General features: G+C 66.0%; 10 protein-coding genes and 1 pseudogene. 7 read left to right on the forward strand and 4 right to left on the reverse strand.

The genetic code is table 11. The features are described from left to right. Positions 1-127: 127 nt before the first annotated feature. The 3 genes from ACFOLC_RS10080 to ACFOLC_RS10090 all read right to left on the reverse strand — a co-directional run bounded on the left by ACFOLC_RS10080 (position 128) and on the right by ACFOLC_RS10090 (position 3,529). Positions 128-1,552, reverse strand: coding sequence for a trypsin-like peptidase domain-containing protein (locus ACFOLC_RS10080; protein WP_386759124.1), 1,425 nt, complete (start codon positions 1,550-1,552; stop codon positions 128-130). Positions 1,553-1,839: 287 nt separating this feature from the next. Then, positions 1,840-2,823: a hypothetical protein gene (locus tag ACFOLC_RS10085; protein WP_386759125.1), complete on the reverse strand. Its 984-nt coding sequence runs from the start codon at positions 2,821-2,823 to the stop codon at positions 1,840-1,842. A 205-nt stretch (positions 2,824-3,028) separates the two neighbouring features. After that, positions 3,029-3,529 (reverse strand): hypothetical protein, encoded by a 501-nt coding sequence (locus ACFOLC_RS10090; protein WP_386759126.1) that lies wholly within the window; start codon positions 3,527-3,529, stop codon positions 3,029-3,031. A 120-nt stretch (positions 3,530-3,649) separates the two neighbouring features. Between ACFOLC_RS10090 and ACFOLC_RS10095 the strand changes: the two genes are divergently transcribed. From ACFOLC_RS10095 to ACFOLC_RS10125, 7 genes and pseudogenes are all read left to right on the forward strand, one after another. After that, positions 3,650-5,512, forward strand: a complete 1,863-nt coding sequence (locus ACFOLC_RS10095; RefSeq protein ID WP_386759127.1) for a winged helix-turn-helix domain-containing protein — start codon at positions 3,650-3,652, stop codon at positions 5,510-5,512. 423 nt (positions 5,513-5,935) lie between these two features. Then, positions 5,936-8,098, forward strand: a complete 2,163-nt coding sequence (locus tag ACFOLC_RS10100; protein WP_386759128.1) for an adenosylcobalamin-dependent ribonucleoside-diphosphate reductase — start codon at positions 5,936-5,938, stop codon at positions 8,096-8,098. 230 nt (positions 8,099-8,328) lie between these two features. Continuing rightward, on the forward strand, positions 8,329-9,033 hold the full coding sequence (locus ACFOLC_RS10105) for a hypothetical protein (protein WP_386759129.1): 705 nt from the start codon (positions 8,329-8,331) through the stop codon (positions 9,031-9,033). Between the two features lie 108 nt (positions 9,034-9,141). Beyond that, positions 9,142-9,933 (forward strand): TSCPD domain-containing protein, encoded by a 792-nt coding sequence (locus tag ACFOLC_RS10110; protein WP_386759130.1) that lies wholly within the window; start codon positions 9,142-9,144, stop codon positions 9,931-9,933. Between the two features lie 130 nt (positions 9,934-10,063). Further along, positions 10,064-10,702: pseudogene (locus ACFOLC_RS10115) on the forward strand (IS1595 family transposase); the annotation flags it as partial. A gap of 494 nt (positions 10,703-11,196) precedes the next feature. After that, positions 11,197-11,466: a hypothetical protein gene (locus tag ACFOLC_RS10120; RefSeq protein ID WP_386759131.1), complete on the forward strand. Its 270-nt coding sequence runs from the start codon at positions 11,197-11,199 to the stop codon at positions 11,464-11,466. Between the two features lie 157 nt (positions 11,467-11,623). Next, on the forward strand, positions 11,624-12,307 hold the full coding sequence (locus tag ACFOLC_RS10125) for a hypothetical protein (RefSeq protein WP_386759413.1): 684 nt from the start codon (positions 11,624-11,626) through the stop codon (positions 12,305-12,307). Between the two features lie 904 nt (positions 12,308-13,211). Here ACFOLC_RS10125 and ACFOLC_RS10130 read toward each other — a convergent pair. Continuing rightward, a complete protein-coding gene (locus tag ACFOLC_RS10130) occupies positions 13,212-13,943 on the reverse strand; it encodes a ThuA domain-containing protein (protein ID WP_386759132.1) in 732 nt (243 codons plus the stop codon). Positions 13,944-14,025: the final 82 nt, after the last annotated feature.

Consider the following 14,025-nt stretch of genomic DNA (forward strand, 5'->3'; position numbering starts at 1 on the left):
CCCGCAGGAGCGCGCCCGCGGTGGCGGACGCCCGGTCTACGGTAGCGCGGCCAGCGGCCGTGTCGACCCGCAATCGCGCGAATCGACATCGCGCGAATCGACCGCCACGACCGCAGCAACGCGCCGATCACTGCATCGGCAGGTCGCCGCGTCGGTTGCCGCGCATGATGCGCAGCACCAACTGTGCCGGAGCCTGCGTGAAGCTCGCGCGGAAGCCGGGCAGGTCGGCGAACGAGCCGGTGCTGGCGGCCACCACGACATCGCTCTTCTGCAGGCCGTTCTGCGCGGCCCGGCTGCCGCGCGCGACCGACTCGACCAGGACCCCGGCATAACCCGACTGGCGCAGCTGCTCGGGCAGCTCGGCGAACACCGCACCGGCCAGGCGCGGGTCGAGCTCGAGGCCGGCCAGCGACTTGGGCTGCTCGCGCAGCGTCGCGCTCAGCTGCAGCGGCTTGCCGTCGCGGCGCACGTCAAGCGCGATGCGGCTGCCGACCGCCTGCAGGCCCTCGAAGTTGCGCAGGCCGTCGCGGCCGTCGATGCGCTCGCCGTTGGCGGCGACGATCACGTCGCCCGGCTTGAGGCCGGCGCTGGCCGCGGCGCCGCCGGCAAACACCTGCGTGACCAGCGCGCCGCGCGCCTCGTCCAGGCCCAGGCCCTGCGCCAGGCGCGCGTTGACGTCCTGCGACTCCAGGCCGAGCGTGCCGCGGATCACCACGCCGTTGTTGGCGATCAGCTGGCCCATGATGTTGCGCGCCAGGCTGGTCGGGATGGCGAAGCCCAGGCCGATGTTGCCGGCCATCGAGCCGCGCGGGTTGAAGCTGGCGGTGTTGACGCCGACCAGCTCGCCGTTGAGGTTGACCAGCGCGCCGCCGGAATTGCCCGGGTTGATCGAGGCGTCGGTCTGGATGAAGTGCTGGAAGCCCAGCCCGCGCAGGCCGCTGCGGCCGACCGCGGAGACAATCCCCGAGGTCACCGTCTGGCCGATGCCGAACGGGTTGCCGACCGCGACCACGAAATCGCCGACGCGCAGCGCGCTGGAGTCGGCCAGCGGCAGCGCGCGCAGGTTCTGCGGCGGGATCTTCATCACCGCGATGTCGGTGTCCGGGTCGGAGCCGACGAAGTCGGCCTTGAGCGTGCGGCCGTCGCTGAGCGTCACCGAGACCTCGTCGGCGCCCTCGATCACGTGGTGGTTGGTCAGCACCAGGCCCTGTTGGGCGTCGACGATCACGCCCGAGCCCAGCGACTCGTTGATGCGCTCCTGCGACAGCTCCGGAAACATGCGGCGGAACATCGGGTCGTTGCCGAACGGGCTGACCCGCACCCGCTGCTTGGTGTGCACGCTGACCACCGCCGGGGTGACCTTGGCCAGCATCGGCGCCAGCGAGGGCAGCGGCTGCCCGCCGACCGCGGTCGGCAACGCCGCCATCGGCGTGGCGGCGGCCGGTGCGGCCTCGGCCGGGGTCTCGAGGCCGTCGCGCATCACGGTGGCGGCAAAGCCGCCGAACGCGGCGGCGGCGGTCAGGGCGAGCAGGGTCTTGGTGGCGGTACGCATCGATCCGTTCCGAAGGGTTTGTGTGCTGATCAGTGTTCTAAGTCGTGCCCGTGAGCCGCCTATTCAAGAACCGCGCGGCTGCAAGCCGCCAAGCGTGTCAGGAAACAAGAGCCCGATCCAGACGACGTGAGCCTGCAACTGCGGGCGGGCCGATCGCTGCAGTGTCGGCGACGGCCGTTAAACCGCTGATGAAATCGTGCCGCCCAGCCGTCCACGCAGTCGCGCCGGCGTGCATCGGCACGCCGGCGGCATCAATGCATCAAGACCTCTTGACCGGCCCGAACCGCTTACCACAGCGGTATGAGGTTGAACGGGTAAGTGCGCCAGCGGATGGCGTTGTCGACGCTGGGCGGCGCGTCACCGCCGCCGTGGAGGCACAGCGTCCCATCGCCTTCCAGCTGGAAATCGAAGCGAACCTCCAGCTGAACCAGCAAGGACGCGTTGCGGTCCGGTAAGTCGAAATCAACGCGCGGCATGACGCGGCAGCCCTCCAGCACCGCATCGGCGCAGCCGACGATGAACTCGTTCTCGAGCTTGAACAGCTCCACCACGTGCTCGCCGAAATTAAGCACCTGCGCTGGTTGCCCGGCAGGCTGACGCAGCACGGTGACGCGGGTGACCAGCCAGCACTTGGACCACTTGTCGTCGGCGCCCCACAGCGGGTGGTAGTAGCCAGTGGAGCCTTGCACCATTCCGACCAGTTCAATACTCGGCGTTACGGTGAAGCGGGTCGCGCCGAGCGGAAAGCGACCCGACGGCAGCCCATAGTCGTCGAACCCGCCGGCGCTACAGGAGAACAGTGGATCTTGGGTGTAGCGGATGTGGCCGAAGAGCCGCAGCTCGTCACCGACCACGTCGATGCCGATCTGCGGGGAACAGCAGAACGTGCTGGTGCCGAGATAATCGAAGGTCGTGTCGGGGCTGATCAGGACCGGGCCACCCTCGGGAAAGCGCAGGTAGGGTGGGGTGTAGGCGATCGCTTCCTGCCGCCACTCGCTCAGTGCCGCAATCGCCGGGGCCATGCGCTCACGCTCGGCACCCAGGTCCGGATAGCGCTCCAGCAACTCCGCAAGGGCGCGGCGCTGGGATTGGATGAGCGCTGCCGGACGCAGCGCCGCTTGGCGGCGGAGGTGTGTCTGCAATGCATCAAGCCGCTGTTGCCGCAGCGGCTGCGACGCGGACGTGTCCCCGGCCGCCTGCGTATAGACAATGCGGCGGCTCAGATCCTGCACTTTGAACCCATGGGGCGCTGTGTGCTGCTGGTCGTTCATTTCGTGGCTCCTTGTCGGTAGCTGTGCATCCCCCTCCTAGTCAACGCCGTCGTCAGGTCAGCCGTGCACAGCACGGCGATGCGGTGACGGATAAGGGCGAGTGGCGCCGGTTCACTCGGCGCTGGGCATCAAAGCCGTGGTGCGCAAATGTGGTGCCCGGTACGCGACCGGGCGGCTGCCGTGCCGCCCAGAGCTGCGAGCGCGATTACAGCGAGCGCGTACCGACCTCGTTGCCGCAGGTGTTGGCCAGCACCTCTTCGTTGGGCCCGAGGATCTGTCCCCGGAATTCGCCGGCCATGCCATCGCCGTCGGCGCTCAGCGTCAGCGTCCGCCGGACCTGGTTGACGCCGGCGAAGCCGCCATCCGGGTGGTAGCGGTACAGGCGCATTTCCGTGACGTGCTGGCGCGCACGCGGGTCGTAACTCCACACGCCGAACGCCGGTCCGCGCGAGGTCGGTGGCGTGTTGTTGGTGTCGAGCATGGTGCCGCCGGCATTGAACACGCTGCTGGCGCGGAATCGGCGTAGGGTCTGGCCGGTGTCGCAGCTGAATATGTGGACCTGGAAGTCCCAGACGCCGACGATGCGGTTGGCCGGGGGCAGCAGGAGCAGGGGGCTGCGCTCGGGTAGCGGCGCGGCCTGCGTGGCGCCGGCGAGGACGGCCAGGACGACAGCGAGGAAGGGAGCGGTGTTCATGACGGATTTCATGGCGGATCTCCTTGAGTCAGGGCGTGGCCAGGCGTGCAGCCGCGGTGGCCACCCTCGCCGGCACTGGCCTGAAAGTCCTTGGCCATCCGCTGAAAAAAGCTGAGAACTGCTGAAGGCCCCATGCCCGAGCCCGCCCGCCGCCACTACGCTTTTGCTGGCTACCGTGTCGACACGCAGACCCGCGAGCTGCGCGCCGGCGCCGGCGCGCCGGTGGCGCTGACCGCCAAGGCCTTCGACACGCTGTGCTACCTGATCGAGTATCGCGGCCGCGTGGTCGGCAAGGACGAACTGCTGGCGGCGCTCTGGCCCGGGCGCGTAGTCGAGGAGAACAACCTGACCCAGGCGGTGTCGGCGTTGCGGCACGCGCTCGGTACCGGCGCTGGCGATCACCGCTATATCGTCACCGTGCCCGGCCGCGGCTACCGCTTTGTCGCCGACGTGCTGACCGACGCAGGCGCGGTGGCCGAACCGGGTCCCACTCAGCGAGCAACGGCCACGCATCGCCCCGAATGGGCCGTGGGTGCGTTGTTCGCGCTACTGGCGGTAGCCGCCGCGCTGGCCTGGCGCTGGCAGACGTCCCCGCCGCCGCAGGCCGCACTGGCGGTGCTGCCGTTCCGGGCGCTGTCGACGGGGCCGCGTGACGAATTGCTTGAGCTCGGCCTCGCCGAAACCCTGATCGCCCGACTGAGCCGATCGAGCGCATTGCGGGTCCGCACCCTGGCGTCGGCGCAGCGCGCCGCCGGCGAGCAACCTGACGCGCTTGCTGCCGGCCGCGCGCTGGGCGCCGCCTACGTCATCGAAGGCTCCACCCAGCGCCGCGGCGATCACGTGCGCGTCAACGCCCGCCTGTTGACCGTGCCCGCCGGCGAGACCGTCTGGGCCGACACCTTCGACGAGCGTCTTGATCGCGCGTTCACCCTGCAGGACGGCATCGCCCGTGCGGTTCTGTCGGCGCTGGCACTGCGCGGCGAGGCCGAGTCGCACCGCAGCGGGTGTGACGGTGCCGACGCCGAGGCCTACCGCGCCTACCTGACCGGCCACTATCTGAGCCAGCGCCCCAGTTCCGTGCGATTGCCGCAAGCACTGGCCGCGTTCCGCCGCGCGATCGATCTCGATCCGACTTGCGCGCGCGCCTACGCCGGCCTGGCACATGTCTACCGGTCGCTGGTCATCAGCGGCGACCGCGACCCGCGGCAGATGTTTCCGCTCGCCCGCGCCGCCGTCGAGCAGGCGCTGCGGATCGATCCCTTGTCGGCGCAGGCGCATGGCGCCAAGGGCTACCTCCAGTATTGGTACGACTGGGACTGGGCCGGTGCCGAGGCCTCGACGAAACGCGCGATCGAACTCAACCCGAGCCTGGCCGAGGCGCATTTCGCCTACGCCCACCTGCTGGTCAACCGTGGCCGCTTCGACGAAGGTCTGCGCCACGCCCGGCAGGCGCGCGAACTTGATCCGCTGTCGCCGCTGATTGATGCGATCGAGGCCGGTTTCCTCGGTGCCGCGCGCCGTCCGGACGAAGCCCAGGCACGACTGGCCCACGCCTTCGAGCTGGAGCCGGATTTCTGGATCGCCCTGCTGTTGCGCGGCAGCATGGCCCTGGACCGCCACGATTACCGCGCCGCGATCGCTGACCTTGGCCGCGCCAGCGAGCGCTCCCAGCGCAACAGCCAGGCGCTGGCCATGCTGGGCGTGGCCCGTGCCGCGGACGGTGACCGCGCCGGTGCCGAGACGGTGCTGGCGGCCCTACAGGCACGCGATGCTGCCGGCTACGTGCCGGCCTCCAGTCTGGCGGCGGTACAGGCCGCGCTCGGCCGCGACGATCAGGCGCTCGACCTGCTCGAGCGCGCCTACGACGAGCGCGACGTGCGCCTTATTTTTCTCAAGATCGACGCACGCTGGAACGGCCTGCGCGCGCAGCCGCGTTTCCGCGCCCTGGCGCGGCGCCTCGACCTGGAATCCGAGATCGCCCACGGCCGCTATTGAGTGCCGTCGGCCGCGGCCGGCGATCGTGCCCGTGCGTGCGGGGCTGACGCACTGCACACCGCTTTGCCGATGCCCGTCACATGATGTGACTGCCATCAAAAAAGCGTTGACACTTTTCGGGGGCGGGGGTAGCTTGGACCTTCGCTTTCTCCACTACATCTAGTGGTCATGATGGCGACAGGAGCCCAGATAAGGGCATTCCTGGCTTGGATTTGCTGTACGACGGGCGTCTTTCGGGGAAGGCGCGCAACGGGAGCAAGATGGGCCGAGATCGAGCACAACGTATTGGAACGCGGGCGCGGAAGACGCGCTCGCGGGCATAGCCGTCGGCGGCCGTTACCCGGCCGTTGACGGAGCAGGGCACACCATAAGAATCCACCGGCCGCATGCCCCTGCGGCCCGCAACAAGGAGACAGGACAGGCATGAGCACAGTGCGCCTCGAGGCGGTCAAGACAGCCGGACAAACGGACCTCAACCGGGACATCCCGTTGCAGCCCGCGTCGCAGGACATCTGGGACAAGAAGTACCGGCTCAAGACCAAGACCGGCCAGGCCGTCGACACCGACATCGACGGCACCTACCAGCGCGTCGCCAAGGCGCTGGCCGACGCCGAGCCCACGCCCGAGAAGCAGCAGTACTGGAACGAGCGTTTCGTCTGGGCGCTGCGCCGCGGGGCCATCCCCGCCGGCCGCATCACTTCCAACGCCGGCGCGCTCGAGCACAAGCCGGCGACCTCGACGATCAACTGCACCGTGTCGGGCACCATCGAAGACTCGATGGACGGCATCCTCGAGAAGGTCCACGAGGCCGGCTTGACCCTGAAGGCCGGTTGCGGCATCGGTTACGAGTTCTCGACGCTGCGCCCGCGCGGCGCGTTCGTCGCGGGCGCCGGTGCGTACACCTCCGGGCCGATGTCCTTCATGGATATCTACGACAAGATGTGCTTCACCGTGTCGTCGGCCGGTGGCCGCCGCGGCGCGCAGATGGGTACGTTCGACGTCTCGCACCCGGACGTGAAGGACTTCATCCGCGCCAAGCGCGAAGACGGCCGCCTGCGCCAGTTCAACCTGTCGCTGCTGATCACCGACGGCTTCATGCAAGCCGTCGCCGACGACGGCGACTGGCCGCTGGTGTTCCCGGTCAACATCAAGGAGCGCGGCGACCTCAACCTGGATAACGCCGAACAGGTCGTGTGGCGCGAGTGGCCGAGCCACCGCAACTACATCGTCCGCGACGACGGCCTGGTCGCCTGCAAGATCTACGGCCACATCCGCGCGCGGCACCTGTGGGACATGATCATGGTCTCGACGTACGACTACGCCGAGCCGGGTTTCATCCTGATCGACCGCGTCAACGAGATGAACAACAACTGGTGGTGCGAGACGATCCGCGCGACCAACCCCTGTGGCGAGCAGCCGCTGCCGCCGTACGGCGCCTGCCTGCTCGGCTCGGTGAACCTGACCAAGTTCGTGCGCAACGCCTTCACCGACCAGGCCGAGTTTGACTGGGAGGAATACAAGGAAGTCGTGCGCGTGTTCACCCGCATGCTCGACAACGTGGTCGAAGTTAACGGCCTGCCGCTGGAACAGCAGCGCGCCGAGATCATGCGCAAGCGCCGCCACGGCATGGGCTTCCTCGGCCTGGGCAGCACCGTGACCATGCTGCAGATGAAGTACGGCTCCAAGGCCTCGTGCGAGTTCACCGAGCGCATCGCCCGCGAGATGGCCGTGGCCGGCTGGGAGATGGGCCTGGCGCTGGCCAAGGAAAAGGGCGCCGCGCCGATCATGGAGGAACGCTTCGCCGTCACCGCCGAGATGCTGCGCAAGCGTCCGGAGATGAAGAAGGACGGCTGGAAGGTCGGCCAGGAGATCCCCGGCAAGCTGCTGCACGCCAAGTACAGCCGCTACATGCAGCGCATCGCCTCGGTCGCGCCGGAGCTGGTCGACGAGCTGGCCGACATCGGCGCGCGCTTCACCCACCACAGCTCGATCGCGCCGACCGGCACCATCTCGCTGTCGCTGGCCAACAACGCCTCCAATGGCATCGAGCCGTCGTTCGCGCACCACTACAGCCGCAACGTCATCCGCGAAGGCAAGAAGTCCAAGGAAAAGGTCGACGTCTGGTCCTACGAGCTGCTGGCCTATCGCGAGCTGATCAACACCAAGGCGATGCCGTTCAGCGACGAAGCCGATGCCAGGTTGCCCGACTACTTCATCGCCGCCGACGACATCACGCCGAAGGAGCACGTCGACGTGCAGGCCGCGGCGCAGAAGTGGGTCGACAGCTCGATCTCCAAGACCGCGAATGTCCCCACCGACTACCCGTACGAGGACTTCAAGGACATCTACCGCTACGCCCACGAGCAGGGCCTCAAGGGCTGCACCACGTTCCGCTTCAACCCGGCGGCCTTCCAGGGCGTGCTGGTCAAGGAAGCGGATCTGGAGAACACCACCTACCGCTTCGAGCTGGAAGACGGCAGCGTGCTGGAAGTGAAGGGCAACGAGCAGATCGAGTACGACGGCGAGATGCACACCGCCGCCAACCTGTTCGACGCGCTCAAGGAAGGTTATTACGGCAAGTTCTGATCCATGCTGTCATTCCTGCGTAGGCGGGAATCCATGGACTTTGGAGTTTTGCATCACGGCGGGGGCGACCGCGTCGCCCCACGCGGAGTCCGGGCCGGCTCCGCGCCTTACGTGTCGGCCCCGTGCAGTCGGCGCCACGGCGTATTGATTGCGCGTGCAGCAGGTATAGCATCGCTCCCGTAACACCCAGTAGCGCCCGATTACCTACAAGACGCCCGTCAGGAGGGCACATGAGCAATGGCAATGGAGTGACGGCGACCCTGTCGCAGGCCGCTGAAAACGTCAAAGAAACCGCATCCAACTTTGGCAGCGCCATCGTGCATCGCGCCGAGGACGCCGTGCAGACCGTGAAGAAGACCGCCACCAAGGCGCGCAAGGCCGCCAAGAAGGCCGTCGGCACCGCCAAGAAGAAACTTGCCACGGCCAGCGCCAAGGCCAAGAAGGAGGCCGCTGCGCTCAAGCGCGAGGCCATTGCCGTCGAGAAGAAGGCCAAGAAGAAGCTCGCCGCCGCCAGTGCCAAGGCCAAGAAGGAAGCCGCCAAGCTCAAGCGCGAAGCCAGCGTCGCCAAGAAGAAGGCCGCGAAGAAGGTCAAGGCTGCGCGCAAGACCGGCCAGACCGCCATCGCCAAGGCCAAGGGCACCGTCAAGCGCGATGTCGCCGCCGCCAAGCGCAAGGTCGCCAAAAAGGCGACCAAGGCCACCAAGGCGGTGAAGAAGGCGACCAAGAAGGTCGCCGCGAAGAAGGCCACCAAGAAGACGGTCGCCACCAAGCGCGTTGCCACCCGCAAGGCCGCCGTGCGCAAGGCCGTGAAGAAGTCCGCCGCAACGACGGCGAAGAAGGCGCCGGCCCGCAAGGCCGTTGCCAAGAAGGCAGCCAAGCGTCCCGCCAAGCGCGTGTCCAACAAGAGCGGCGCGAAGAAAGTTGCCAAGAAGTAAGGCCCCGATTGGTCGCCGCGCCCACGCGGCGCGGCGACCGCATTGGCAACACCCATAACTAGAACCACACAGAACCACCGCACCGCGAAGCGGGTCAGGAGCAGGCCGATGGCCGTCAAGATCGACAAGAAAATCAAGGGATACAGCGTTGTCACCCCGGAAGACAAGGCGAAAGAGGCTGCGAAGGTTGCCGCGCCGGTCGCCGTGACGGCCGTAGACGCGTTGCCCACGGCCGACGTCATCCAGATGCACGAGCGCATCGAGCGCCCCGAGATCCTGATCGGCAGCACCTACAAGATCAAATCACCGTTGTTCGAGCACGCGCTGTACGTCACGATCAACGACATCGTGCTCAATGCCGGCACCGAGCACGAGCTGCGCCGTCCCTTCGAGATATTCATCAACTCGAAGAACATGGACCACTTCCAGTGGATCGTCGCGCTGACCCGCATCATGTCGGCGGTGTTCCGCAAGGGTGGCGACGTCACCTTCCTGGTCGACGAGATGAAGGCCGTGTTTGACCCCAAGGGCGGCTATTTCAAGGCCGGCGGCGTGTACATGCCGTCGCTGGTGGCCGAGCTGGGCAGCATCGTCGAGGACCACCTCAAGTCGATCGGCCTGATGCACGACCCGGAAATGAGCGACGCCCAGCGCGCGCTGATTGCCGAAAAGCGCGCCGCTTACGAGCAGCGCTCAAAAAAAAACTCTGACGTAAGCGCGGACTTGTTTCCATCGCCGAAGGTGAAGGGCGACGAGCGCGTCGAGGATGTCGCCGTGACCGGCGAGGGCGCCTCGTTCCCGCCCAGCGCCACCATGTGCCACAAGTGCAGCACCAAGGCCGTGGTGATCATGGATGGGTGTGCGACTTGCTTGAATTGTGGGTATAGCAAGTGTGGCTAATCGCAAAGGCTGAGGCCTTCCAAATCTAGTTGTCCGGGCGCGTAAAAGCTTGGATTCTTAGCCCAAAAGTATGGATTCTTCGCTTAAAACTTTGGGCTGTCCTAGATAAGGAACCGATCTAGGATGGCAAATGATGCTAAGCCGTTGTCGGATTAGCAAAAACCAGCAGTTGAAGCTGCTGGATATGTTTGTGGCACAAGCCACGGCCAGAACGGCAGCCGACCTGGTCGGTATCCATCGCAATTCTGCGGCGCTCTACTATCACAAGCTTCGTATGCTCATTGCCGAGAAGATGGGCGAAGTCGCGCCGGAGCTTGCCGTGTTCGAGTGCGACGAGAGCTATTTCGGCGGCGTGCGCAAGGGCAAGCGCGGACGTGGCGCCGCAGGCAAGGTCTGCGTGTTCGGCATCCTCAAGCGCGGTGGCCGGGTGTATGCCCTGCCGGTGGCTGACGCCACCAGCCAAACCCGGCTGACCGCCCTGAAAACGCGTGTGCAGGCCGATTCCGTGATCTATACCGACAGCCTGGCCAGCTACAACATCCTGGACGTGTCGGGCTTCAAGCATCGGCGCGTCAATCACAGCAAGACGTTCGTGAACACACGTGGCAACCACATCAACGGGATCGAGAACTTCTGGAACCAATCCAAGCGCGTGCTGCGCAAGTACAACGGCATACCGCGCAAACACTTCTTCCTGTTCCTCAAGGAATGCGAGTTCCGTTTCAACTACGGAACACCAAGGCAACAGCTTGCTACCCTGCACCTGTGGGTGACTTCTAATGCTTATCTAGGACAGCCCCAAAACTTTAGAAGGACCTTTCGGGGGCCTTCTGTTCTATGCGTGCGGTCCGGAGAGCCGTTCCTGGCTTGGAGCGCCAAGAGCTACAGGGCTCCTCTAGGGCCAGCGCACAAGTTGTTAAGAATCAGTCGGGGAGTTCGCCGCCGTTACATCGTTGCCTGCTTCCGGCGTGGTGACCGACAGGCACATGGTGAGGCTCAGGAGGAGGCTTTCGCGGCCGAACTGCTGGATGCGTGCGCTGGTATCGAGTTTCAGGACCAGCCGGCCATCATCAGATTCGAAAGGTTGTGATAGTCGATCACATGCTGGCGAGTTTTCGTGGAGACTGATGGATTCAAGCTGCAACTCTCACTAGTTGCCACGTTCACAATCCATCCACGTATTCCAACGTCAGCTGAATACGGGTCATGACTCCGGCAAAAAGACGGCTATATTTCCAACACCCCAGACGAAGGAGGATTGGCATGTTTCTGACCAAGCAACATCTAATGATGGCGCGTCCGCTCGTTGTGGCGATCGTCGCCGCCGTGTGCCTTGGCGCTTGCGCCACCTACAAAGAGGAATTTGCAACGATCAACTCGCGCCTCGATTCACTCGACGCGAAGGTCCAGGGTGCGGCCCAGAGTGCCGAATCCGCCAATCAGTCCGCGCAGCAGGCCAACCAACGGCTGGATCAAATCGAAAGCCGCGTCCAGCAGCTCGAAACGAAGCCGGGCCGCCCGCCGCGCGGTTAGTCGCTTTTGCACTATTTGTGACGAACGGTTTGAATCCGGGACCCGGTGGCCTTTGCTGGCCATCGGTCCCCTTATCTTCACCCCAGTCTTCGTTCTAAGGAATCGTCCCATCCGTACGTGCACACACCCTACAATCCGGGCTGTTAATGGTGCGGCACTGGCGCTGGTGCTGGCATTCGCGAGCTTCGGCGTGGCCAGCGCCGAGGATGCCGCCGCGCAACCTGTCGCCGCCGTCGACCAGCTTCCGCGAGGCCAAGATGTGTCCGGCACGGTGATTGAGCTCGCGGGCTGGGTTGTCTCGGCCAATGACAGTCAAGGCTATCCGTTCGCGGTCATAGACAAGGCCGCCGCACAGATCCTGGTGTTCGGCGGCGACGGCCGGCTTCGCGGCGCGGCACCTGGGCTCTTTGGCTCGGCGGTCGGCGATCATACGGCCCCCGGCATCGCTGGTCTCGCGCTTCGCGAGATTCCGGGGCGGGATCGCACGACGCCTGCTGGTCGCTTTGTGGGCGGTTTCGGTCCGTCAATCGACGCTGGGCGCGTGCTGTGGGTGGACTACGATTCCGCGGTTTCCATCCACCCTACCGCTAACGTCCCGGCCGAGAGACGCGCCGAACGCCTTGCATCGCCTTCGCCGGACGACAACCGCATCACTCACGGCTGCATCAACGTCTCGCCCGAGTTTTACGAGCGGATCATCCGTCCGACGTTCGAGCGGGGCGGGGTGTTCTACATCTTGCCGGATGCGGCGCCTATATCGGAGACGTTCCCGGAGTTCGCGCAAAGTCGCGCGACTACGCAACGCAGTGATGGAAGACGTGCACGGTCCGCCCGCCAGTGAAGGGCGCGTCGGCGTGTTGCCATTGGTATGCGAGGCAGCGCAGCGGATGACGCTGCTCGTGGCCCGGCCTCTTTTGCCAGTGTGCAGCACAATGCCGTGCCTTCCATGCAGTGGGGATCCGGTCAGGCGTTACGTCTGATCTGGGCAGCTCCTCGACCCACCAGGGTCCAGGAGCATGCGTCCTTAACTCAGACATCCGTCTCCTCGGCATTGCTCCGTCCAGTTTGCTCAGTCAGTGTAGCCCGGGCAAGCGAAGCGCACCCGGGGCTTTCCGTGATGTGACGACGTGACCCCGGGTGCGGCCTTTGGCCTTACCCGGGCTACATTAAGGTCGGCGCTGGGATGCGCCGACCGATGAGGGGCCAGGGATGGTGCGCTATCGACGCAACCGCGTTCCGATAGGGCGTATTTCTTCACCGTGACCTTTGCGCAACCGGCGCAGCGATGTGCTGGTTCGGCACGTCGAGGCGCTGCGCGCGTCGTGGCGTGCGGCCAAGGTTCGGGTGCTGTACGAAGTGATCGTGGGGTGATGTTGCCCGATCACCTGCATGCGGTGATCGCGATGCGCGATGGGCCGGCGACTACTCCCGACTGTGGCAGGAAATCAAGAATGGTTTCACCCGCCGCGTGTCGCCTGGTGGGCCGTCGCCGTGGCAGGCGCGGTTCTGGGAGCACACGCTTCGCGATGAGGTCGATCTGCAGGCGCATGTCGACTACGTCCATATCAACCCGGTCAAACATGGCCTGGTGCCGCGTGTGGCGGAATGGCCGCACTCGTCCTTCATCGCTACGTGCGTTGTGGAGATCTGCCGGAGGATTGGGGCGGGAGGCGTAACGACGGCCACGTGCTGGTGATGCGAAGCTGATACGGCCTGGACGCGGCGGATTGAAACGCCGCGTCCGTTCAGCACTCGTCCGATTGCCCAGCCGAATAGCGCAGCCCGCGCCGCAGCTGCGCCAGGAAATTCGGATCGGCGTAGACCGCGGTGTCGTGGCCGAGGCCGGTGTACCAGCTGCGTCCGCCGTCGAAGGCGTGGCACCAGGTAATCGGATGGTCCGCGCCCATGCGTCCGCCGTCGTAGCGGCGTTCGTCGATGGTGGCGACCACCTGCACCTGTTCGCGCGGATTGCTGAGGTAGTTGTAGAGCTCGTCGCGGATTGGCCAGGACGCGCCGACCGCGCGACCGCGGCGCTCGGGCTGCACGCGGGTGGATTGCAGGCCCGGTGGATGGTTGTCGAAGTACGCGCCGGCCAGGCGTCCGTACCACGGCCAGTCGTACTCGGTGTCGGCGGCCGAGTGCACGCCGACGAAACCGCCGCCGCGGCGCACGAACTCCTCCAGCGCCCGCTGCTGCGTCGCATCGAGCACATCGCCGGTGGTGCTGGTGAACACCACCACGCGGTAACGGGCGAGGTGGGTGGCGTTGAAGTCGCCGGCGTCCTCGCTGTGGTCGGCGGCGAGTCCGGCTTCGCCCGCCAGCCGTTGCAGCGTCGCCACCGCGGTGGGAATCGAGTCGTGCCGAAAGCCGGCGGTCTTGCTGAATACCAGCACGCGTTCCGAGGCGGGCGCGCACGCGGCGGCTCCGGCAACAAGCACGGCGAGCGAGCACAGCCACGTCAGGAACGGTCGGCGCATGCCCGGATTCTGCCACTGTCGCGCGCAGCGATGCGAAGCAACTGCCGCTGGCCAGGCGTGGTCTGTGATGCAACTCCCGCTC

Origin of the sequence: Lysobacter cavernae, from assembly GCF_042648505.1 — a bacterium.
Classification (GTDB): domain Bacteria; phylum Pseudomonadota; class Gammaproteobacteria; order Xanthomonadales; family Xanthomonadaceae; genus Lysobacter_L; species Lysobacter_L cavernae.